At 69.3% G+C, this 22,741-nt stretch carries 19 protein-coding genes and 2 pseudogenes; 11 read left to right on the top strand and 10 right to left on the bottom strand.

All coding sequences use genetic code 11. The annotated features are described in order from the left end of the window. Positions 1 to 337: 337 nt before the first annotated feature. From katG to ACWD6R_RS21895, 3 genes and pseudogenes are all read right to left on the bottom strand, one after another. Positions 338 to 2,350, bottom strand: a pseudogene (katG, locus tag ACWD6R_RS21885) (catalase/peroxidase HPI); the annotation flags it as partial. A 60-nt stretch (positions 2,351 to 2,410) separates the two neighbouring features. Next, positions 2,411 to 2,635, bottom strand: coding sequence for a DUF6381 family protein (locus tag ACWD6R_RS21890; protein WP_451820217.1), 225 nt, complete (start codon positions 2,633 to 2,635; stop codon positions 2,411 to 2,413). An 800-nt stretch (positions 2,636 to 3,435) separates the two neighbouring features. After that, the gene (locus ACWD6R_RS21895) at positions 3,436 to 4,800 is read right to left on the bottom strand and encodes an APC family permease (protein ID WP_451820218.1); all 1,365 of its coding nucleotides are present in this window, start codon (positions 4,798 to 4,800) and stop codon (positions 3,436 to 3,438) included. Positions 4,801 to 5,167: 367 nt separating this feature from the next. Between ACWD6R_RS21895 and ACWD6R_RS21900 the strand changes: the two genes are divergently transcribed. From ACWD6R_RS21900 to ACWD6R_RS21940, 9 genes are all read left to right on the top strand, one after another. Next, a complete protein-coding gene (locus ACWD6R_RS21900; RefSeq protein WP_451820219.1) occupies positions 5,168 to 6,616 on the top strand; it encodes an aldehyde dehydrogenase family protein in 1,449 nt (482 codons plus the stop codon). Between the two features lie 99 nt (positions 6,617 to 6,715). After that, positions 6,716 to 8,131, top strand: a complete 1,416-nt coding sequence (locus tag ACWD6R_RS21905; RefSeq protein WP_451820220.1) for an NAD(P)/FAD-dependent oxidoreductase — start codon at positions 6,716 to 6,718, stop codon at positions 8,129 to 8,131. Between the two features lie 81 nt (positions 8,132 to 8,212). Beyond that, positions 8,213 to 8,746, top strand: a complete 534-nt coding sequence (locus ACWD6R_RS21910) for an Lrp/AsnC family transcriptional regulator (protein WP_451820221.1) — start codon at positions 8,213 to 8,215, stop codon at positions 8,744 to 8,746. A 39-nt stretch (positions 8,747 to 8,785) separates the two neighbouring features. Further along, positions 8,786 to 9,313 carry a hypothetical protein gene (locus tag ACWD6R_RS21915; protein ID WP_451820222.1) on the top strand — a complete coding sequence of 176 codons (528 nt, stop codon included), beginning with the start codon at positions 8,786 to 8,788 and terminating at the stop codon, positions 9,311 to 9,313. A 211-nt stretch (positions 9,314 to 9,524) separates the two neighbouring features. After that, positions 9,525 to 10,409, top strand: a complete 885-nt coding sequence (locus ACWD6R_RS21920) for an ABC transporter substrate-binding protein (protein WP_451820223.1) — start codon at positions 9,525 to 9,527, stop codon at positions 10,407 to 10,409. Between the two features lie 8 nt (positions 10,410 to 10,417). Then, positions 10,418 to 11,392: an amino acid ABC transporter permease gene (locus ACWD6R_RS21925; protein WP_451820224.1), complete on the top strand. Its 975-nt coding sequence runs from the start codon at positions 10,418 to 10,420 to the stop codon at positions 11,390 to 11,392. Next, positions 11,389 to 12,162: an amino acid ABC transporter ATP-binding protein gene (locus ACWD6R_RS21930; protein ID WP_451820225.1), complete on the top strand. Its 774-nt coding sequence runs from the start codon at positions 11,389 to 11,391 to the stop codon at positions 12,160 to 12,162. The genes ACWD6R_RS21925 and ACWD6R_RS21930 overlap by 4 nt, the downstream gene beginning before the upstream one ends. Next, positions 12,162 to 13,781: an N-acyl-D-amino-acid deacylase family protein gene (locus ACWD6R_RS21935; protein WP_451820226.1), complete on the top strand. Its 1,620-nt coding sequence runs from the start codon at positions 12,162 to 12,164 to the stop codon at positions 13,779 to 13,781. Before ACWD6R_RS21930 ends, ACWD6R_RS21935 begins: the two co-directional genes overlap by 1 nt. Beyond that, the gene (locus ACWD6R_RS21940; RefSeq protein WP_451820227.1) at positions 13,778 to 14,623 is read left to right on the top strand and encodes a serine hydrolase; all 846 of its coding nucleotides are present in this window, start codon (positions 13,778 to 13,780) and stop codon (positions 14,621 to 14,623) included. The genes ACWD6R_RS21935 and ACWD6R_RS21940 overlap by 4 nt, the downstream gene beginning before the upstream one ends. A gap of 326 nt (positions 14,624 to 14,949) precedes the next feature. Here ACWD6R_RS21940 and ACWD6R_RS21945 read toward each other — a convergent pair whose 3' ends face one another. From ACWD6R_RS21945 to ACWD6R_RS21975, 7 genes are all read right to left on the bottom strand, one after another. Further along, positions 14,950 to 15,873 carry a LysR family transcriptional regulator gene (locus tag ACWD6R_RS21945; RefSeq protein WP_366695374.1) on the bottom strand — a complete coding sequence of 308 codons (924 nt, stop codon included), beginning with the start codon at positions 15,871 to 15,873 and terminating at the stop codon, positions 14,950 to 14,952. A gap of 9 nt (positions 15,874 to 15,882) precedes the next feature. Further along, positions 15,883 to 17,235 carry a diaminopimelate decarboxylase gene (gene lysA / locus ACWD6R_RS21950; protein WP_451820228.1) on the bottom strand — a complete coding sequence of 451 codons (1,353 nt, stop codon included), beginning with the start codon at positions 17,233 to 17,235 and terminating at the stop codon, positions 15,883 to 15,885. A gap of 167 nt (positions 17,236 to 17,402) precedes the next feature. Beyond that, a complete protein-coding gene (locus tag ACWD6R_RS21955) occupies positions 17,403 to 17,720 on the bottom strand; it encodes an ROK family protein (RefSeq protein WP_451820229.1) in 318 nt (105 codons plus the stop codon). Between the two features lie 411 nt (positions 17,721 to 18,131). Continuing rightward, positions 18,132 to 18,743 carry a sugar O-acetyltransferase gene (locus ACWD6R_RS21960; RefSeq protein ID WP_451820230.1) on the bottom strand — a complete coding sequence of 204 codons (612 nt, stop codon included), beginning with the start codon at positions 18,741 to 18,743 and terminating at the stop codon, positions 18,132 to 18,134. A 54-nt stretch (positions 18,744 to 18,797) separates the two neighbouring features. Beyond that, positions 18,798 to 19,877, bottom strand: a complete 1,080-nt coding sequence (locus ACWD6R_RS21965) for a DUF6397 family protein (RefSeq protein ID WP_451820231.1) — start codon at positions 19,875 to 19,877, stop codon at positions 18,798 to 18,800. A gap of 129 nt (positions 19,878 to 20,006) precedes the next feature. Beyond that, on the bottom strand, positions 20,007 to 20,420 hold the full coding sequence (locus ACWD6R_RS21970) for a roadblock/LC7 domain-containing protein (RefSeq protein WP_451820232.1): 414 nt from the start codon (positions 20,418 to 20,420) through the stop codon (positions 20,007 to 20,009). Between the two features lie 117 nt (positions 20,421 to 20,537). Continuing rightward, on the bottom strand, positions 20,538 to 21,176 hold the full coding sequence (locus ACWD6R_RS21975; RefSeq protein WP_451820233.1) for a GTP-binding protein: 639 nt from the start codon (positions 21,174 to 21,176) through the stop codon (positions 20,538 to 20,540). A 332-nt stretch (positions 21,177 to 21,508) separates the two neighbouring features. Between ACWD6R_RS21975 and ACWD6R_RS21980 the strand changes: the two genes are divergently transcribed. Further along, positions 21,509 to 21,874, top strand: a complete 366-nt coding sequence (locus tag ACWD6R_RS21980; protein ID WP_327242395.1) for an ArsR/SmtB family transcription factor — start codon at positions 21,509 to 21,511, stop codon at positions 21,872 to 21,874. A gap of 135 nt (positions 21,875 to 22,009) precedes the next feature. After that, positions 22,010 to 22,653 (top strand): annotated as a pseudogene (locus ACWD6R_RS21985) (P-type ATPase); the annotation flags it as partial. Positions 22,654 to 22,741: the final 88 nt, after the last annotated feature.

Below are 22,741 nucleotides of genomic sequence, written 5' to 3' on the forward strand. Positions count from 1 at the left end.
GCAGGCAGTGAACCTTGGGCTGCCGATGACCGCCTTCACCGAACACGTCGACCACACCGTGTGAACCGTCGCTTTCCGAGCCGCTCCACGCGGGCACGCGAGAAGCCCCGGATCTTCGGTCCGGGGCTTCCTACGGCCCGGCGGAGGTTCGTCCTCCGTCGCTGGCTATCGGCGGGAGCGCATGCCCGTCTGGGCGCCTCCAGTTGCGGTCACCGACCCGCCGATGGCAGCAACAGCGGTTGCCGCCTCGGTGTTGTGCCTGACGGCCAGGACAACGGGGGCGACAATCGAGGCCGGACCTGTGGTCACCCGGCGCGGGCCTACCTGGACGTCGTGATCAGACGAGGTCGAACCGGTCGAGGTTCATCACCTTGTCCCACGCTGCGACGAAGTCGTTCACGAACTTCTTCTTCGCGTCATCGCCCGCGTAGACCTCCGCGAGCGCGCGCAGCTCGGAGTTCGACCCGAAGACGAGGTCGGCGCGGCTGCCGGTCCACTTGACCTCGCCCGTGGCGGCGTCGCGACCCTCGAACGTGTTCGCGTCCTCGGACGTTGCCTTCCACGTCGTGCCCAGGTCGAGCAGGTTGGCGAAGAAGTCGTTGGTCAGAGCCCCGGGGGTCGTGGTGAAGACGCCGAGCGGCGACTGCTGGTAGTTCGCGCCCAGGACGCGGAGGCCACCGACGAGGACCGTCATCTCGGGGGCGCTCAGGGTCAGCAGGTTCGCCCGGTCGATCAGCAGGTACTCAGCCGGCAGCCGGTTGCCCTTCCCGAGGTAGTTGCAGAACCCGTCGGCGGTCGGCTCGAGCGCGGCAAACGACTCCACGTCGGTCTGCTCCTGCGACACGTCCACGCGGCCCGGCGTGAAGGGCACCTCAACGTCGAAGCCGGCGTCCTTGGCGGCCTGCTCGACGGCCGCACCACCGGCGAGCACGATCAGATCGGCGAGCGAAACCTGCTTGCCGCCGGACTGGGCGGCGTTGAAGGACTCCTGGATCCCCTCCAGGGTGCGCAGCACCGCCGCCAGCTGGTCGGGGTCGTTGACCGCCCACCCGCTCTGCGGCTGGAGGCGGATGCGCGCGCCGTTGGCGCCGCCGCGCTTGTCGCTGCCACGGAAGGACGAGGCCGACGCCCACGCGGTGGACACCAGCTGGGACACCGACAGGTCAGAGGCGAGGATCTGGCCCTTGAGGGCGGCGATGTCCTCGGCGTCGATGAGCTCGTGCGTCACCGCGGGAAGGGGGTCCTGCCACAGCAGCGTCTCGGCCGGGACCTCCGGGCCGAGGTAGCGCACGATCGGGCCCATGTCGCGGTGGGTCAGCTTGAACCACGCCCGGGCGAAGGCGTCCGCGAATTCGTCGGGGTTCTGGAGGAAGCGTCGCGAAATCTGCTCGTAGGCCGGGTCGAACCTGAGCGAGAGGTCGGTCGTCAGCATCGTCGGGGCGTGGCTCTTCGACGGGTTGTGGGCGTCGGGGACGGTGCCCGCCCCGGCGCTGTCCTTCGGCCTCCACTGATACGCACCGGCGGGGCTCCGGAACAGCTCCCACTCGTAGCCGAACAGGATCTCGAAGAAGCTGCTGTCCCAGGTCACCGGGGTGTTCGTCCACGTACCCTCGAGGCCGCTGGTGATCGTGTCGCCGCCCTTGCCGGTGCGATAAGAGTTCCTCCAGCCGAGGCCCTGCTCCTCGAGCGAGGCGCCCTCGGGGTCGGGGCCGACGTTGTCCGCGGGGCCCGCACCGTGCGTCTTGCCGAAGGTGTGACCGCCCGCGATCAGGGCGACCGTCTCCTCGTCGTTCATCGCCATCCGGCGGAACGTCTCACGGATGTCGCGGGCTGCGGCGAGCGGGTCCGGGTTGCCGTTCGGGCCCTCCGGGTTGACGTAGATGAGGCCCATCTGGACCGCGCCGAGGGGGTTTTCCAGCTCTCGGTCGCCGGTGTAGCGCTCATCGCCGAGCCAGGTGGTCTCGGGACCCCAGTAGACGTCCTCGTCGGGCTCCCACACGTCCGCACGACCGCCGCCGAAGCCGAAGGTCTTGAAGCCCATCGACTCCAGGGCGACGTTGCCGGCGAGGACCATGAGGTCGGCCCACGAGATGCTCTGGCCGTACTTCTTCTTGACCGGCCACAGCAGACGGCGGGCCTTGTCGAGGTTCCCGTTGTCCGGCCAGCTGTTGAGGGGGGCGAAGCGCTGCTGGCCGGCCCCGGCGCCGCCGCGGCCGTCGCTGATCCGGTAGGTGCCTGCGCTGTGCCACGCCATCCGGATCATGAACGGGCCGTAGTGACCGAAGTCGGCCGGCCACCAGTCCTGCGAGTCCGTCAGTACCTCCGCGATGTCCCGCTTCACGGCCGGGAGGAGGGCCTCCCACCGCAATGCGGTGGGAGGCCCTCCGTGCCATTGGATGCCGACGGTGCGTCAGCGAGACGGGAACTCGTCCTTCTCACTGTCGGCACTGCGTCCGGGCCTGTCCTCGGCCGCACGTCCGCCGTCCTTCATGGACCGCTCCTGGATGCGCCGGGCCTCCTCGTACAGCCTGCGACGTTCCTTCGGATCGCTCGTCTGCTCGGCACGCTCGTTCAGCTCACGAACCTTGTCCTGCGTCTGCCGCGCACGACTGGCGGACTCGCCTGCAATGCTCATCTTCACTCCTGGGGAGGTGCGGGTGGGACACATCGCAGCCAACCAGCGCTCCACCGCTCGCGCACCCGGAAGCGTCACCCTGCGCAATCGTTGCAGGCAGTCAGCCTTGATGGGGTCGCGTCACTTCGAAGACGAGCATCTCCTACATTCCCTCTGCGTCAATGTGCTGGGTATCTGCAGCAATCCGGTACCCACCGGACCCGCGGGAAGGCCCTGATAGGTGGCTGCTCCACGGCCCGTGTCACCGAGCGGGTCAACTGGCCCGGTAGTGCGGGCGGCCAGCGCGTCAAGTTCTGCCTGCTGCTCGGCCTGAATCCGGTCGGTGAACTCGGGCCATGCCTACGCCAGCCAGGCACGGCAACGAAGCATGCGCGTGTACTCCCAGACGAGTTCGGCGTCGAATGAAGTTCCACCCTGCGGTCTCAACGGATCATCGCATGGCCGCGGACCTGCTCGTTCCGGGCGATCGCGACCGGGTTGGGCCGCTCACCCTCGACGGCCAGCCGCGAGGTCACGAATAACGTCGGGCGCGCGGGTTATCGGGCGGCGTGGTCGCGAGCACAGCGTCCGAAGCCGACCAAGTTCTCGCGGCTACCAGGGTTGGCAACGGACGTGGGCGCGTACAACAAGGACAACAGGGCCTCCCGGCATTGCTCGGTTCGATTCGCATCCCCGAGCTACCGAGAGGCCCTGTCTTCATGCGCTTACAGCCGGAACATCACCCGACCGGGACCCCCGTTCGACCCGCACGTTCCAAGATCGTTTGAGAAACGGCTTCTGAAGCCTGTGCGCCGGCCGGGTCAGGCCGGGCGGTCGTCGGTGATGTGCCGGTCCTGCACCTTGGTCCGGTACAGCCACAGCAGTACCGCCACGACCAGAACGGCGAGTGCCACTCCCAGTTCTGTGTAGCCGCCGTATCCGGTGATGGAGAAGCCGGTCGCGCCCACCACCAGCACCACGGTGAGGAACCCGGCCAGCGTCCAGGCCAGGGGCACGAAGAACCGGGGCAGCAGGATGGGACGCACGGCGTCGGGACGGTCCTTGCGCAGCAGCGCGAAGCCGGAGACCGCCAGCACATGGGTGAGGATGTATCCCAGGTTGCCCGTGACGATAATGGCCAGCGGGGTCTGAAGCACCGTCAGCACGAAGACATTGAGCACCAGGGCCACCAGCAGCGCCCGGGCCGGCACCCCGCGCTTGTTCAGCACCCCCACCTGCTTGATGGTGAGCCCCGTCTTGCCCATCTCGTACAGCACCCGGGAACCGTCCGCGAGACCGGTGATCATGATGAGCAGCAGCGAGGCGATGAGGAAGACCACCATGAGGTCGGAGGCGCCGCCCACCAGGTCCTGGAAGGCTCCGATGAAGAAGGTGGTGGGCTCCTTGCCGATGGCCTTCTCGCCGACGTACCCCGACAGGGTCAGTGGCAGCAGAATGAACACACCGAGGGAGAACAGCACACCGGCGCGCAGGGCCCGGGAGGTGTCGCGCACCGTGTCCTTGTACTCGGGGGCGAAGGTCGCGCACACCTCCACACCGAACGACGTCCACGCCATGACGTACAGCCACACCAGCGCCTCGCGCAGTCCCGCAGCGCCGTGCAGATTCCAGTGCAGGCCCTGCGCGCTCCAGTCACCGGAGAACAGCGGCAGGACGATGAATACGGCGAGCGGCACGAGCAGCGCACCGCCGGTGACGTAGACGACCCACATGGCGACATGCAGGCCGATCATCGCCGCGCCGAACAGCAGCAGCATCACGAGCAGGCCCACGGCTATGGGGAAGTCCACCTTCACCGGCCCGAACTCCACGCTCCAGTCCTGGCCGGGGAACCACTGGGCCCGGACGAACGAGCCGATGAGTCCGGAGTAGACGGCGAGGGCCGTCGTCCAGGGGAACCAGTAGCCGATGCTCGCGATCGGACCCACCACGGGCGCCCGCTTCTTCCAGCCCTCGGTCGCGTAGTGCGCGATCCCTCCGGAGGAGTCGGGGAACATCGCGGCCATCTCGGTGTAGATCCAGTTGGTCGCGGTGGCCAGCACCATCGAGGCCGCCCACAGGGCGATCGCACCCCAGGCGCCGAGTCCGCCGATGGAGGCGCCGAGCGAGGCGATGAGCGCCGCCGGCATGGTCAGCGACATCGCGAATCCGTCGAACCAGCTCATCTTCTTCGGCAGCGCCGGGGCGGACGCACCCGCCGATCCCGAGGAGTCCGAAGGGTCCGAAGGGTCCGAAGGGTCCGAAGGGTCCGACGAGGGTGGGGCTGGGATCTGTGGTTGGGATGACATGGCGTTCCCCTCAGGGTGGGCGCAGACAGGAGAGTCGATGAAGCCTGGTTATAGATGAAGCGAAAAACGCCTGTCAATACTCACGAACAAGCAACAGACGACTTTCGTTTTTGCTCAATCCACAGCCTTGACAGTTCTTGTTTGCTCAGCGAGTCTCCAGTTATCGCACCGGACCCGGGCCGGCGCGGCCCAGAGCCGACGCGCCTTTCCCGGTCAGGACAGGACAGGACAGAGAGGCCAACGCATGACCACCCCGACCGCCGACCGGCACCAGCTCTTCATCAACGGCGCGTACACCGAAGGCACCTCCGGGACCACCCACGAGGTCATCAGCCCCGCGACGGGCGAACTCGTGGGCACCTTCCCGCTGCCCGCGGCCGCCGACGTCGACGCCGCGGTGCGTGCCGCCAACGAGGCCCAGCCGGCCTGGGCCTCGACCAATGTGTGGACCCGTGCCGAGCTATGCCACCGCATCGGTACGGAACTCGGCAAGCGGGTGGACGAACTCGCCCGCCTCCAGTCCCTGGAGCAGGGCAAGCCGCTCGCCGAGTCCGTCGCCGACATCGAGGAGGCGGCCAAGCTCTTCCACCTGCACGCCGAGGACGCCGTACGACTGCACGGCGAGACGCTGCCCTCCACCGACAACACCAAGCGGATGTTCACCTTCCGGCGCCCGGTGGGCACTTGGGGCATCATCACGCCGTGGAACTTCCCGCTGCTGATGCTCGCGGAGTTCGTCGCCCCCGGTCTCGCCACCGGCAACGCCCATGTCGTCAAGCCGCCGGCCAACACCCCGCTCACCGTCCTCAAGGCGATGGAGGCGTTCGTTGCCGCAGGACTGCCCGACGGCCTCGTCAACATCGTGCCCGGAGAGGGCGACACCGGCGATGCGCTGGTACGCCACGAGGGCATCCACGCGATCGGGTTCATCGGCTCCACCGCGACCGGCGCGAAGATCCAGTCCGCCGCCGGACTCAAGCGCTCCATCATGGAGTGCTCGGGCAACGGGCCGCTCGTCGTCCTCGCCGACGCCGATGTCGAGGCCGCCGCCAAGGCCGCTGTCGACGGTGCCTATCCGTGCGCCGGACAGGTCTGCTGCGCCACCGAACGCGTCATCGTGCACGCGGACATCCACGACGCGTTCGTCGAGGCCGTGCTCCGCGAGGCCCAGCGCATCACCCTCGGCGACCCGTTCGACCCCAAGACGGTTCTCGGCCCCCTCAACAACGAGGGCGTCGCGGCCAAGATGGACCGCCACATGGCCGACGCCCGCGAGCGCGGCGCACGCATCCTGCTCGGCGGCAAGCGCGCTTCAGGGCACCCCACGGACCTCTACTACGAGTTCACCGTGGTGGACGGGGTGCCCGAGGACAGCCTGCTGTCCCGCGAGGAGTCCTTCGGCCCGGTCGTCCCGATCATCACCGGGCAGGACGAGGACGACATTCTGCGCATCGCCAACGACGACAAACTGGGCCTCCAGGGTGCCGTCTTCACCCGCAGCATGACCTCCGCCTTCCGCTTCATCGAGGAGATGGAGGTGGGCCAGGTCGTCGTGAACGAGAGCAACAACTGGTGGGACATCAACATGCCTTTCGGCGGCGCCGGCGGCCGCTCCACCGGCTGGGGCCGCATCGGCGGCAAGTGGACGCTCATGGACATGACCGACATGCGTACCGGCGTCATCAGTCTCTGACCGCCCCGCTCACCCGACCGTCCGCCGACCGGGGCCCCGACCAGCGTCGGGGCCCCGGCCTGCACTGCCCCGCCAAGCCTGCAACGAGGTACCCGCCACATGACCACCGCAGCCCCGCGCCCCACCGACCACCGCAGCCGACTGCGTGACACGAAGGCCGCCCCCTACTGGCTGGACCGGCCCGAGCACCCCGCACCGCTGCCCCGGCTGACCGCCGACACCACCTGCGATCTCGCCGTCGTCGGCGGCGGTTACACCGGGCTGTGGACCGCCCTGCTCGCCAAACGCGCCCACCCCGAACGGGATGTCCTCGTCCTCGAACAGAACACCTGCGGCCACGCAGCCAGCGGCCGGAACGGCGGATTCTGCTCCCCCAGCATCACCCACGGGCTCGCCAACGGCGCCGACCGGTGGCCCACCGAGGCCCGGCTGCTGCACCGCCTGGGCATGGACAACTTCGATGCCTTCCGGCGGGATCTGGACACCCACGGCATCGACTGCGGATTCGTACGCAGCGGCAAGGTCACCGTCGCCGCCACGCCATGGCAGGCGAAAGGGCTCAAGGACGCCCACGCGCTCGCCCACCAGTACGGCGAACAGACCCGGCTGCTGGACCGCGACGAACTGCGGAGCTACGTCGACTCCCCCATGTGGACCGCCGGCCTCTGGTCCCCCGACTACGCGCTCCTCGACCCTGCCCGGCTTGTCTGGGGCCTGCGCGCCGCCTGCCTCGACCTCGGGGTCCGCATCGCCGAGCACACCGAGGTCACCGCCCTGACCACCCGTCACACCGGGCGGGTCCGCCTCGCCACCCCCTATGCCGCGGTCGGCGCCCGGCAGGTCGCCCTCGCCACCAATATCTACCGGCCCCTGCTCAAGCGCCTCTCGCTCAGCATGATTCCGGTCTACGACTACGCGTTGACCACCGAACCCCTGAGTACTGAGCAGCTCGCCGCCATCGGCTGGAGCGGCGAGCACGGAATCACCGACGCGGGCAACCAGTTCCACTACCTCCGCAAGACCGACGACAACCGCATCCTGTTCGGCGGCTACGACGCCATCTACCACTACGGCAACCGGGTCGACGAGCGCCTCACCCAGCGCCCCGCGACCTTCGACACCCTCGCCGCCCAGTTCGCCGAAGCCTTCCCCGCCCTCGCCGACGTCCGCTTCTCGCACTCGTGGGGCGGTGTCATCGACTCCACCACCCGCTTCTGCATGTTCGCCGGCACCGCCGCGCACGGCCGGATCTCCTACGCCCTCGGCTTCACCGGACTCGGCGTCGGCGCCACCCGCTACGGCGCCCAGGTCATGCTGGACCTGCTCTCCGGCCGACGCACGGAACGGCTCCGGCCCGCCATGATCCGCCGCCCTCCCGTGCCCTTCCCCCCGGAGCCGGTCCGGTATCTCGGCGTCGAGGCCACCCGGTGGTCCATGGCCCGCGAGGACACGCACGGCCATCGCAACCTGTGGCTGCGCACCTTGGACCGACTCGGCCTCGGCTTCGACTCCTGAGCCGGGCAGGATAGGCCCGTACGACCAAAGATCCAGGCCCGCACACCGTGGCGGACCGTACATGAGAGCCGGAGCAACAGCATGAGCACGCTGGGTGGCAGCCCCCTGGACGACACCGACCGCCAGATCATCGCCGCACTCCAAGCGGACGGCCGCCGCCCGTACAGCCAGATCGCCGACGAACTGGACATCCCCGCCTCCTCCGTGCGATATCGCGTCCAGCGCATGGAGGAGAACGGCACCCTCCAGATCGTCGGCATCGCAAACCCGCTCACCATCGGCTTCGACCGGTTCGCCATGGTCGGCATCCGGGTCAGGCCGGGCAGCGCCCAGGAGGTCTGCCGACGGCTGCGGGAGCTGCCCGAGACCTCGTACGTCATCATGACGGCAGGCACCTACGACGTGATGGCGGAGGTGATCTGCCGGGACACCGACCACTTCACCGACCTGATGAACCGCAGACTGCACCACATCGACGGAGTCGTCTCGACCGACTCGTTCTTCGTGCTGGAAGTGCACAAGCTGGCGTACGGCTGGGGCGTCGGTGAGGTGAACACCTCGCTGCTCGACGCCCCGCAGCCGCCGCTCAGCGCCGGTCTCGACCAGCGCGGCTGAGCCGCGTCGCGAGCGTCGGCTCGCGAATCCCACATGCACATGGCCGTGATGGGTGTCGTCGGTGAGGAACTGATTCGTCCTCGCGCCCCCGGAGGGCCGGATCGGCGCGCCGACGTCGTACGAGCCGGCCGCTGCCGCATCGCGCAGGAACGAGTCGCCCAACGGCGCGAGGTGGCCGGATCGACGACCATGTGCCCGTCGATCCGCCACCGTGTCCGCCGGAATCCCGCCGTACTGCGCGTCGATCACCCGAAGGGCGGCCCCGTCCACGGCGGCGTGCGGCGGGCCTGCCCGGTCCACCAGTGGCGGCGGGGCCCCAGCGCGGCCATGCGCCTCTTCGCCGCTGCCGCACCCGCCCCGATCGGCGGGTCGGGCACCGATCGCCTCCACCACCCGTACGGCGTGCAGTTTCACGGCGGTTCCACGTCGTCACGGTCGGGGCGCCAGGCCGTGGTCGCGGGCAAGGACGAAGGCGGAGACGGAGACGGCACCGTGGATTCCGATGCGGCCGGGGACACGGATGTGGACGGCCGGCCGCTGTCCGCGAAGTTGCCGAGGAGCCCGTAGTGCCCGCGCACGGTCCACCGGTACCGAGCGGCCGTGCGCGTCGGCCGAGCGGTTGTCGCATGCGATGCCCCGTTCCCGTTCGGGGACCGGTTCGCCCGGGCTCGGAGCCGTACAGATTTCGATGGTCAGGCATGAATAGCTTCATCATCTTCCATTCACCCGGGCGCGACTGCCAGCATCGGCGCACCGCCACCCCGTGAGGGAGAATCCGATGAATCGTCCCCGTTCTCTGCGCTGCCTGGCAGCCCTCGCCGTCCTGGCCCTCGCGGCCACGGCCTGTGGACGCTCCGATCAGGGCGATGCCCCGTCCGGCAGCGCCTCGCAGACCACCGCCGGCCGGACCGCAGCCGAACTGCTCCCTGCTCAGTACCGGCAGAAGGGTGTGCTGCGCGTGGCCACCGCGGTCGGCTATCCGCCGATGGAGATGTACGAGCCCGGGACCACCCGGCTCACCGGTGTCGACCCCGACCTGGCCAAGGCCATCGCCCAGCGGCTCAAACTGAAGCTCGAACTCACCAATGCCGCCTTCGACGGACTGATCCCGGGGCTGGAATCCGGACGGTTCGACCTGGTCATGTCATCCATGACCGACAGTGCTCAGCGGCGCCAGGCGGTCGACTTCGTCGACTACTTCCGCACCGGCGGCGTGATCATGACGAAGAAGGGCAATCCGCAGGGCATCAACTCACTCGCGGATCTGTGCGGGAAGACCGTCGTCCTCGCCAAGGGCAGCTCGAACCTCCAGATCGGCGAGGAACAGAACGCCAAGTGCCAGGAGAAGATGCGGATCTCCCAGAGCGAGGACGCACCGACCGGGCTGCTCCAGCTGGACAGCGGACGTGCGGTCGCGACCATCGTCGACTATCCCGTCGCCAAGATGTTCACCAAGAAGAGCAGCGCGTACCAGGTCCTGCCGGAGCAGTACGGCACCGCCCCGTGGGGCATCGCGGCCGCGAAGAGCCAGGCCGGACTGCGCGACGCCGTCCACAAGGCCCTGCAGGAACTGATCGACGACGGCACTTACAAGAAGATCCTCGACACCTGGGGAGTCGGCGACAGCGCCGTACCCGCAGCCACCGTCAACGACGGGCAGTGAGAAAGGACATGAGCCACCAGAAGATGCCCGGCGCCTCCCTCGGTGCGGCGCCGGACCCGGCCCCCACGGACGCGAGACCGCAGGAGGACGACCTGTCCCTCCAGGTGACCAAACGCCCTCGTCCCGGGCGCTGGCTGGCGGTCCTCGCCGCGGCACTGTTCGCGGTGTGGCTCGCCTACACCGTCATCGTCAATCCCAACCTGCACTGGGACATCGTCGCCGAGTACCAGTTCGACGGCGTGATCCTCAAAGGCCTCGGGGTGACCATTCAGCTCACCCTCGTCTCGATGGCTCTCGGCATCGCCATCGGGATCGTCGTCGCGGTGATGCAGCTTTCCGACAGTCCCGTACTGCGTCTCACCGCCGGCGCCTACACCTGGTTCTTCCGGGGCACCCCACTGCTGGTCCAGCTCATCTTCTGGTTCAACCTGGCCCTGCTGTTCCCGGTGATCAGCATCGGTATCCCCTTCGACGGCCCCAAACTCATCAGCTGGCAGTCCAACCAAGTCATCACCGGATTCATGGCCGCACTGCTCGGCCTGTCCATCAACGAGGGCGCTTACATGGCCGAGATCGTTCGGGCCGGCATTCAGAGCGTGGACCCCGGCCAGCGCGAGGCAGGCGCGTCCATCGGCATGTCGAACCGTCAGATCCTGTCCCGCATCATCCTTCCGCAGGCGATGCGGGTCATCATCCCGCCGTTCGGCAACCAGTTCATCTCCATGCTCAAGACGACTTCGCTGGTCTCGGTCATCGCCGGCGCCGATCTGATGACCGTCTCCCAGCACCTCTACCTCGCCAACTTCGAGGTGGTCGCGCTGCTCCTGGTGGCTTCGCTCTGGTACCTGGTGCTCACCACGATCGCCAGCATCGGCCAGCACGCCGTCGAACGCCGCTACAGCCCCGGCGCCGCTCCCGGGCTGCGGAGCAGGGTCCTGGCCAATCTCGTACCCCGGCGCGCCAAGAAGGGGGCAGCAGCATGAATGACGTGATCCTCAGGGCCCGCGGGGTCCGTAAACGATTCGGTGACACCGAGGTGCTCAAGGGCATCGATCTCGACGTCGGCAGCGGTGAGGTGCTCTGTGTCATCGGCCCCTCCGGGTCCGGGAAGTCCACGCTGCTGCGCTGCTTCAACCACCTTGAGCAGATCGACGCGGGGCGGGTGTGGATGAACGGTGAACTGATCGGCTACGAGCAGCACGGCCCGTCCGGCCGCGTGCTGCGGGAACGGCGCGCCCGCGACATCCGACGCCAGCGCGAGCGGATCGGCATGGTGTTCCAGCGGTTCCATCTGTTCCCGCACCGCACAGCGGTGCAGAACGTGATGGAGGGGCCGGTCGCCGTCAAGGGCCGGTCCCGTGCGCAGGCCGAGAAGCAGGCCCGGCAACTGCTGGCCGACGTCGGTCTCGCGGACCGCGCGGACCACTACCCGGCGCAGCTGTCCGGCGGGCAGCAGCAGCGCGTGGCGATCGCCCGCGCACTGGCCATGGAGCCCACGCTCATGCTCTTCGACGAACCCACCTCCGCCCTCGATCCCGAACTCGTCGGCGAGGTCCTGGGCGTCATGCGCGACCTGGCCCGCAGCGGTATGACGATGGTCGTGGTCACGCATGAGATGGGCTTCGCCCGCGAGGTCGCCGACCGTGTCCTGTTCATGGATCAGGGCGCCGTCGTCGAGTCGGGAAACCCGGAGCTTCTGTTCACCGACCCGCGGCACGACCGCACGCGGGCCTTCCTGTCGACGGTGCTGTGATGGGCCGCCCCCTCGATCTGCTGCTGCGTGGCGGCACGCTCGTCGACGGAACCGGCGCACCCGCCAGGGAGGCGGACATCGCGGTGGTGGACGGGCGGATCGCCGTGCTCCCCGCCGGTACCCCGGCAGCGGCGGCCGAGACCCTCGATGTGACGGGCCGGGTCGTCACACCCGGTTTCATCGATGTCCACACGCACTCCGATGCCCTCGCGGCACCCCACGGCAGCGCCGGCGCCACGGAGCCGACGGACGATCTCCGCCTCGCGCCGCTGCTCCAGGGCGTCACCACGGAGATCTGCGGCAACTGCGGGACCAGCCTGTTCCCCTCGCTCCCGGAACGGCTGCCGGTACTCGCCGAACATCTCAGGGTGACGTTCGGACTCGGCCCGGTCCGGCCCGCGGTGGACTTCGACACATTCGCCACCGGACAGGACCCCGCCCTGCGTCGCACCCATATCGCCTCGCTCGTCGGCCATGGCACGCTGCGCGCGGGAGTGATGGGCTTCGAGGCCCGCCCGCCCGGGCCCGACGAACTGGACACCATGTGCGCGCTGCTGGACCGGGCGCTGACCCAGGGAGCGGCCGGCCTGTCCACCGGGCTGATCTACCCGCCCGGCACCTACGCCGACACCGAGGAGATCGTCGCGCTGGCCAGGGTCGCCGCCCGCCATGGCAAGCCCTACGTCACTCATCTGCGCGACGAGATGTCACAGGTGGAGTCGGCCCTGGAGGAGGCCCTGGAGATCGCGGTCCGCTCCGGCGCCCCGTTGCAGATCTCCCACCACAAGACCGCGGGCCGGCACGCCTGGGGCGCCACGCTGCGCACCCTGCCCCGGCTGGAACAGGCCCGAGCCGAAGGCGTGGACGTGCTGTGCGACGTCTATCCGTACACTGCGGGAAGCACCGTCCTGCACGCCATGCTGCCCCCATGGACGAGCGAGGGCGGTGTCGGCGCTCTGCTGGAACGGCTGCGTCGGCCGGAAACGCGCGACCGGATCAGGGCGGACATCGCTCAGGGCGTCAAGGGGTGGGAGAACACCGTGGGAAACGGTGGCTGGGATCTCATCACGGTGGCCGCCGCGCAGGCGCACCCCGAGGCCGAGGGCCGCAGCATCGCCGACCTCGCCGCCGAGCGCGGCGTCCACCCGGTCGACCACGCGTGCGACCTGTTGCTTGCCGAGCAGGGCGAAGTGACCATCATCAGCCACTCCATGCGTGAGGACGACGTCCGACGGGTGCTCGCCAGCCCGTTGTCAATGATCGGCTCGGACGGCGTCCCCAAACCCGGTCGGCCGCATCCTCGTTGGGCGGGGAGTTTTGCCCGCGTACTCGGCCATTACGGCCGCGACGAGCAGCTGCTCCCGCTGGAGAGCGCGGTGCACAAGATGACCGGACTGCCGGCGCGGCGGTTCGGACTCACCGGCCGTGGTGTGGTCCGCGACGGCGCCCTCGGCGATCTGGTCGTGCTCGACCCTGCGTCGGTACGCGACACCGCCACCTTCGACCGTCCCCTGCTGGCACCGGAAGGCATCGATACTGTCGTGGTGGCGGGACGGGTCGCAGCAAGAGGCGGCTGCCCGACCGCGGTGCGGGCGGGAGAAGTGGTGAGGATCCGATGAGTCTGGCCCGAGTGGCCGCGGCGGCGCGGCGCTCGGCCGCGCTGCCGCTCACCCTGGCTGTCGCCGCCGTCGACATCGACGGCGGCGAGACGGTGGGCGTCGACGAGCGCACCGTTCTGCCGGTCGCGTCCGCCTCGAAACTGCTGCTGCTCGCCGAGGTCGCACGCCGGCTGGACACCGGGGAGCTGCTCGCCGACCGAACCGTGGACGTCCTCGACGAGGACATTGCGGACGGTACCGGTCTGCTGCGCCGGATGAGCAGGCGCGGCTGGACCGTCGAGGACCTGGCCTGGCTGACCGCTTCGGTGAGCGACAACACCGCCACCAACGCACTGCTGCGCCTGGTGGGGCGCGAGTCCACGGCCCGGTTGGCGAAGGATCTCGGGCTCGACCGCCTCACGCTGCACGACAAGGTCCGTGACGTCCGGGGCCCGGACGTGCCCCCCGTCTTCGCCACCGGCACCGCACAGGACTTGGCGCGACTGGTGACCCATGCGGTACGCGGCACGATGAGCTCCCCGGCGGCCTCCGCCGGGCTGCTGCACTGGATGCGTGCCAACACCGACCACGGCCTGGTCCCCGCCTTGGTGGATCACGACCCTTACGCCCCGGGCTTCCCGGACCCGCTGCCCGACGGGCTTCTGGTCGCCAACAAGACCGGCACCGACACCGGGGTGCGCGCCGACGCCGGTGTCATCGTCGGGCGGCGCCGACTTGCCTATGCGGTGGTGGCGCACTGGGACACGGTGCTGGGCCCCAGCACCGAGCGGGCCGCGGTGCATGCCATACGGGACGTCGGCCGGACCCTCGCTTCCTGTGCCCGACGCGGGCCTGCCGAGTAACGGCCTCCCCCGCGATAGGGAGTGGATCAGCGAGCGGCGTCATGCGGCTTCGATTGCAAGGCGGAGGAGGGAGTCGACGCGGAGCGTCGGTGACTGACGACAACGCGGCAAGCGGAGTCGCATGACGCCGGGAGCCCACTCCCTATCGCGGGGGAGGCCGTAAGGTGCCGGCCCCCGAAGAGGCGGGCCCGCGTGGTCACGACGGGCGGGCCGACGGCCGGTCGGCTTTCGGCCTGCCCGTCGTGACCGCGCGGGGCACACGCCGCCCGCCGGCACAGGGGGTGCGGCCTCGCCTATCGAGAGCAGGCGGCAGCACGGTCCGCCGGTCAGGACCACTGCATCTCCAGCAGTGACCGGATCTCCTCTGCGGCCGAGCGCAGCTCCGCGAGGAAGATCCGGAGCAGCGGGTTGCGGTTGGTGGGCCGGGTGGCGACCCCGATGCGCCGGTGCAATTGGGGGTGGTCCAGTCGGCAGACGTGCACGCCCGTGGTGTCGCCGAGCCCGAGAGCCGGGACGAGTGCGATACCCATGCCCGCGCGAGCCAGGTTGATCGTGACCTGGTAATGATCGCTGCGGCAGCGGACCCGGGGCCGGAACCCCTCGGCCGCACACGCGCGCTCAAGAACAGGTTCGCCCGTGTGGCCGCCGTGCGTGCCGATCCAGCTCTCCCCCTCCAGGGCGGCGAGCCGGACCGCGCTGCACCGCCCGAGGCGGTGCCGCAGGGGGAGGACCACCAGTTGCGGCTCGTCGAAGAACATCTCCACACTCACGGTCGCCTGTCGGCACCAGGGGTCCATCGGATGCTCGAAGACGACCGCGGCATCCAGCCGGCCCGCCTCCAGATCGGGCACCAGCTCGTGCGGCTGCCCCAGGATCAGCTCCAGTTCGACCTGGGGCCGCTTCGCCGCGAACGCCGACAGCGCCCGGGGCAGCAGCTCAAGGCCCGAGGAGGCGAAGAAGCCCAGCCGCAAGAGACCGGCCTCGCCTTCGGAGTGCGCCCGCAGGTCGTCCTGTGCGACGGCCATCAAGTCGGCGACGGCCTGCGCGTGCTCGGCCAGTCGCACACCGGCTGCCGTCAGCCGCAGGCTCTGCGGCTGACGTTCCACCAACGCCACCCCGAGCTCCTGCTCCAGCCGGGCGAGTTGGTGCGAGATCGCGGACGGGCTCAGATGCAGCGCCCGGGCCGCGGCCACGATGGTGCCGGTTCGGGCTATTTCCAGCAGGACGAGCAGGCGGGCACTGTTCAGCATCGGGTCAGGTTAGGCCGTGCCGACGCACTGCGCCGCCACGGCACCGGGCCGCACCGTCGCCGCAGGCGCCAGGAGCCCGGCGTCCTCGTCCACGTCCAGACGCAGCAGGTCCTCCTCGGTCTCGCGGCGCACCACGGTGCGGGCACGCCCGTCCGCCACGAAGACGACAGCGGGGCGCGGCAACTTGTTGTAGTTGGAGGCCATGGCGTATCCGTAGGCGCCGGTGACCGGCGTGGCCAGAAGATCTCCCACACCCACATCGGCGGGCAGGGCGGCGGTGTCGACAATCACGTCGCCGCTCTCGCAGTGCTTGCCGACCAGCCGTGCCCGCAACGGTCGAGGCGCGTGCGGGCAGCGCGGCAGAAACGCCTCGTACCGGCTGCCGTACAGGGCGGGGCGCAGATTGTCGCTCATTCCGCCGTCGACACTGACGTAGGTCCGCACGCCCGCGATGCGCTTGATCGTGCCCACCCGGTAGAGGGTCAGCCCCGCGCGGGCGGCGATGGACCGGCCGGGCTCCACGGCCACCTCGTCGCCCCAGCCCGCGTCGCGCACCGAGGTGCGCACCCGGGCCGCCCAGTCAGCGAACGACGGTGGGGTCTGCCCCGCCTCGTAGGCGACGCCCAGGCCGCCGCCGACGGTGAGCCGGCGCACCCGTGACTCCGCGGCGAACCGTGCGACGGCCGCGGCGCCCGCCGCGAGTTCCGCCGTGTCCAGGACCTGGGAACCCACATGTGCGTGGATGCCCTCCAGGATCATCGCCGAGGAGCCGGAGGCCCGCCGCACGGCGGCCGCGGCGGTTCCGCCGACGAGGCCGAAGCCGAACTTCGAGTCGTTGCCACCGGTCCGGATGGCCTCGTGAGCGCCGGCGGCGACACCGGGCGCCACGCGCAACTGCACTCGGGCCGGCGGCAGGTGTTCCCCGGCCCGCAGGCGCTCGATGCGGTCCATCTCGTCGAAGCTGTCGACCACCACGTGTCGTACCCCGGCGAACATGGCCGTGCGCAGCTCCGCCTCGTCCTTGTTGTTCCCGTGCAGCACGATCCGCCCGGCCGGCACACCCGCGTGCAGCGCGACCCGTAGCTCGCCGCCGGAGGCGACATCGAGCAACAGCCCCTCTTCATGGGCCAGTCGAGCCATGGCCGTGCACAGGAACGCCTTGGAGGCGTAGGCGACATTGTCCCGGCCGAAGGCGGCGACCGCCTCCCGGCAGCGTCGGCGCAGATGCTCCTCGTCGTACACGAAGAGGGGTGTTCCGAAGCGCTGTGCCAGGTCGGCGAGCAGGACCCCTCCGACGGCCAGCCCTTCTGGACGGACCTCGGACGTGCAGGGCAGCAGACCCGTTTCGATGGCTGACGTCATGCGTTCCTCCCCGGAAGCCGGCTCGCAGCCATCCTGCGGCCTGCACAGGGGTCATAAAAGCGCATTCTTCTATGGCTGAGCCTCATGGATTTCGATGCTCGCGCCGCTCGGTGGGCCGCGGCGGTGCATCGGCGCCCGGCCTGGAGAGCGTCGGCACGGTGTCGTGATCAGTACCCCGTCGATGACGAAGTCCGCGATCCGGTGACGACCCGGCCCGGATCGAGAACCAGCAGGAGTACGGCGAGGCCTCGGGCGAACCGGGCGGCCACCCGTTCCACCACCTCGACGGCGGCCGGGTCACCCGCTTCCGCCGCTGCGAAGAGCGGTGCGATGTCATGGGCGTCACCCACGGGAGCGCCGGCCTCCAGAGCCAGCCGGCGAGTGGCCTCGGCACCGACCAGCCGCTCGAACGGCCCCATGCCGTCGGCTGGAGGCACTCCCAGGGGCGGTCCCGGAGGGGTTGACAGCTGCTTGGCTGGGAGCATGCACGAGATCGTTTTAGCTCGATCGTGTGACGGTCGGTTGATGGGCTTGCGGTGGGCCGGGTTGGTCGGGCTAGCCTGACTGGGCGAGCTGGGACACCGGGTGCGGTGCCGGCGTGCGGGGCCCCTGCTCCACCAGCGAGATGGTTCAGGGCCTCCCCGTCGCCACTGACCGCACTCATCTGGCCAGGTCGTGAGGGACTCCGTCCTTCCGGGACCGGACCACGGACAGGATCCGTGTCGCCGCCCGGAGGTGAAAGCGGACGACCAGTGCGCCCAAGACCGTTCGGGGCGCGCCAGTGCGCGGACTCACTTCCGCTCACTGCCAAGGAACGGTGTCGGGGTCACCCACGAGCGGCTTCCCTGATCAGCATGAGGGCCGGGATGCCGGTACCGGCGTCCCGGCGCGAGCCGTTATCCGCCGAGCCCAGCAGCCACGCCTCCTTCTCCTTCCGCCGCTCCCTCGCCCTGTGCGAGAGAACGGATGACTCGGGCCGGATTTCCCACCGCCAGCACGCCGGACGGAAGGTCCTTGGTGACAACGGATCCTGCACCGACAACAGTGTCCGCCCCGATGGCCACGCCGGGACACACGATCACGCCTCCGCCGAGCCAGACGTTGTCCCCGATCGTCACGGGGTCCGCCTTCTCCCAGCCTGCCCTGCGGCGCTCGGTGTCCAGTTCATGGCTGGGGGTCAGCAGCTGCACGTTGGGGCCGATCTGCACATCGGCGCCGATCGTGATGGGCGCGGCATCGAGGAAGACCGCTCCGAAGTTGATGAACGTGCGCGGTCCGATGGTGATGAACGAACCGTAGTCGCAGTGGAACGGTGCCCGGATGGTGACCCCCTCACCCACCGAGCCGAGCAGCTCCTCAAGGATCTTCCGCCGTGCGGCGGGAGTTGCCCGCGCCGCGGCGTTGAACGCCTCGCAGAGTTCGATACGCCGCTCGGTGTCCGCCCTCAGTTCCGGGTCGTCCGCGATGTACCAGTCGCCAGCCAGCATCCGCTGCTTGTTCTCCGCCATGACCCTCCCCGCATGTTCCTCGTCCGTCTCCGTGATCCGCGTCCGCCCACTCGTTCAACGGTCTTCGCCCGAGCTTCGTTCCTCGCCTCCCCTGCGCAGGGCCTCGCGCCTCCGCAGGCCGAGCCGGGCGAGCAGTCCGGCTACCTGGACAGGACCGGAATCGCGCATAGGAGGAGGGACGGGGACAGAGGCATGGCCGGGGACCGAGCAGTCCGGATCGGGTCGCCGGTCGTCCCCCGGATGAGGTGCCGGACGGGCCTCGCGCGCGCTGTCCAACTCCAGGACGAGATTGACCCGGCGCCAGAGGATCTCGTCCGGGTCGGCGGCGCGCATCAGGTGCGTCATGGTGTCGCGAGCGGCGACGGATCCGGGTGGCCCGAAGACCGGACCGGGCTGGACCTTCCTGAGGTACGCACGCTCGTACGGATCGTCGACCACTTCTGCCAGCTGCACCGGATCCAGCGCGCAGGCAAGCACCGCAGCCCGCGCCCAGGGATCCTCCGTGCGGCTCAGCAGGCGCTCGATCCGGTACGAGCGCCAGTTGCGCGTCCGCCAGTCGGTTCCTGCGCCCAGACATGTCCGCATCCAGGCTGGGCTGTTCCCGGTCAGCAGCTGCGGCGCCCCGGCCGCGAACCCGAGGAGCTCCTGGGCGAGATAGAGCCAGACAATCGCCCGGTACCGGTTGAGGTAGAACGCGACAGGCGTGATGCATCCGGCCCTGGCCAGCCTGGTAAAGCGGACCGGGCTGATGCCGAGGAGCCGCGCGCCCTCCGCTGTCCCCACCGTCCGCACCCGTTCTCGCAGTGCGTCCGGGAACCCGTCCCCCGACCGCAGCCGGTCGATCTCCTCCCGACTCACCCTGGGCCTGCCACCAGCCTCCTCCGTCGCGATCCGCACGATGCCCAGGTGCACGGCGAGCTCGAATTCCCCGCGCTTCAGGTTCAGCTCCTGCGCCGCCCTGCCTGCAGCCACCGTCGCGCCGACTTCCGTCCGGTCGACTTCTGTCGGATCAGTTTTCGACGGATCGACCTTCGTCAGGTCGATGTCCGTCAGGTCGATGTCCGTCGGGGCGTTCTGCGAATGCCGAGATCCTGCGCGCGGTGCTGCGGTGCGCGTCGCATCCGTCATGGCCATGGCCATCCTCCCCCGTATAGCTGCGGTGACTCTCTGTGATCACCGTAACCGAGGAGAAAGCCTTTCGCCCGGCCTGTGGACAACTTCCACAGCCGGGCGAAAGGTGCAGTCGCGAGGGGACCCGAACCGTCAGAGCCGGTTGGCTTCTCCGCCGGCGCCCTGACGCGCGGTGACCCCCAGGTGCTCTCCGACTCTGTTCACGAGCAGTGTCATCTCGTAGGCGACCTGACCGACGTCGGCCTCGGCCGCGGTCAGCACGCAGAGGCAGCTGCCGTCTCCGGCGGCTGTCACAAAGAGAAGCGCCTCGTCGAACTCCACCATCGTCTGCCTGGCTCTTCCTGCCCGGAAGTGCCGTCCCGAGCCTCGCGCGAGACTGTGCAGCCCCGACGAGACCGCGGCGAGATGCTCCGCGTCCTCACGTGCCAGGCCCGTGCTCGCCCCCGTCACCAGGCCGTCGTTCGACAACACCAGCGCGTGCCGTATGTGCTCGACCCGGCCGGTGAGATCGTCGAGGAGCCAGTCAAGTTCCCTGTCCAGCGCCATTTCCCCGCTCCTCCCCGTTCATACGTTCCCCGTGCCCCATGTTTGCGCGTAAGCCTTGCGCACAGCGCATGTTGGGGCAACCGCCCCTCGGTTTCGTGCTCGTCGTCCGGACAGGGGTCAGCCGACCGAGTCGAGGAGCCGGGCTGTGTGCATGCGGCCCGCGTACTCCACCATGCGGATGAGGACTTCCTTGCCGGAGTCGCGGTCGCGTGCATCGCAGAGCACGACGGGAGTGCCCAGGTCCAGGTCGAGCGCACGGGACACCTCACGCTCGCCGTAGGCGCGGGCGCCCGCGAAACAGTTGACGGCGACGACGAAGGGGATCCGTCGGTGTTCGAAGTAGTCGACGGCTGGGAAGCAGTCCTCCAGCCGCCGGGTGTCCGCGAGAACAACCGCTCCGAGTGCCCCCTGGGAGAGCTCGTCCCAGAGGAACCAGAAGCGGTCCTGTCCCGGTGTGCCGAACAGATAGAGCGAGAGACCGGACCGGATGGTGATACGTCCGAAGTCCATGGCAACGGTGGTGGTGGTCTTCTGATCGACTCCGCCGGTGTCGTCGACCGACTGTCCGGCCTCGCTGAGGAGTTCCTCCGTCCGCAGCGGCCGGATCTCGCTCACCGCACCGACCAGAGTCGTCTTGCCGACCCCGAATCCGCCGGCGACCAATATCTTCAATGCGAGCGCGTCGGTCTCCACGGCCTCTCCGGCCGTTCCCTCGACGGTCTCCCGGCCCGTTCTGCCAGCGTGCTCGGAAGGCATCGATCACTTCTCTCACCCGTGAGCCTCAAGACGTAAAAACGCAGTTCAGAGCTGTCTTGACGGGCTCGGTTCGGTATCTGTGGGCAGCAGTAGGGTGGACAGCATGGCAAGCAGCCGTCCGTCCCGAGCAATGTGATCGGTTTTTGACCTTGGTGGCCGAACAGAGATCGTTCGATGTCTGCATGAGGTCACTATTCGAGCCGAATTCGAACCAGGTTCGAGCCGGAACCGATCCAGGGGGTCGGGGCCTCGATCCTGGGGCCGACCACGACTGCCGCCTACACTGTCGCTTCGGGGCGCCGGAAACGGTCCGGGTGGACAGGAGAGCAAGAGTGTCGACAGGTGCCGGCGGCAACTTCGTGGATCCGCCCGCGGAGGTGCTGGCGGAGGCGGCCGCCGCCTTCGGTCTGCTCGCGACGCCTGCGCGCCTGCACATCGTATGGGCGCTGTCCCAGGGCGAGAGCGATGTGACCGGGCTGGCGGAGCGGGTGGGCGGGACGCTGCCCTCGGTCAGCCAGCATCTGACAAAGCTGAAACTCGCTGGTCTCGTACGCTCGCGGCGCGAAGGCCGCCGCCAGGTGTATCTGGTCGACGATCCTGATGTGGTGACGGTGGTACGGCTGATGGTCGGCCAGCTCGCTGCACGGGCCGGGCACGCTCCTGCGCAGCCGGTACGCCTCCGTGAGCTCGGTGCCTGAGCGCAGCGCCGCCGCAGGGCCCGGCCACAGCGATCTCGACGGCTCTCCCCCATCCGTCGCCGTACCGATAGCAAGCACGGCGGTCGGCCGGATCGCCTCCACCGACGCGACAGCGGTAGGCCGGACGGGGCCGCGCTGACGTCGTTGCAGGTGCTGCGTTCTCTGGACAGCAGACCGCGCGGACTTCTGGAGACGCAGGCGGAGGAACGGCTCGGGCGGCTCGGCGACAACACCCTTCCGGCCTGGCGTCCGGTCTCCTGGCCGCAGCGCTTCATCGCAGCCTGCGGGACCCGTTCACCTCGGTTCTGCTCTGTCTGGGTCTGGTCTCCGCCGCGGTCAACGCGTGGGGCACCGCATCCGTGACTCTGGTGCTCGTGGCGGTCAGCTGTCTGCTGCGCTCCACGGAGGAGCTCCGGGCCGACGGGGCGATGGCGGCGCTGCGGGAGCTGGTGGCGACGACCGCGACCGTACTGCGCCGCACCGGTCCGGAGGCGGCGCCGTCGGCCCGTGAGCTGCCGGTCGCGGAACTGGTGCCGGGCGATGTGATCAGGCTCGGCCCGGGAGATCTCGTGCCCGCTGATGTGCGGCTGCTCCGCGCGAGCGGGCTGACCGTGTATCAGTCCGCTCTCACCGGGGAGTCCTCGCCGGTCGAGAAGCATCCCGTCGACGCACCGCGCCGGCCGGCCGCGCCCCCTGCCGGACCACGCACCGAAACCGGGGAGGCCGGACCGTTCGCCGAACCCCAGTTGTGTTTTCAGGGCAGCAGTGATCCTGGTGGTTAATTCGGGGGCCGGGTGACGTGCGTCAGCCCGTGTGCGGATCATGGTTCTGCGGCAGTCTTGTGGCTTCTGCCGCAGGACGGAGCGT

Source organism: Streptomyces sp. NPDC005151, from assembly GCF_053599875.1.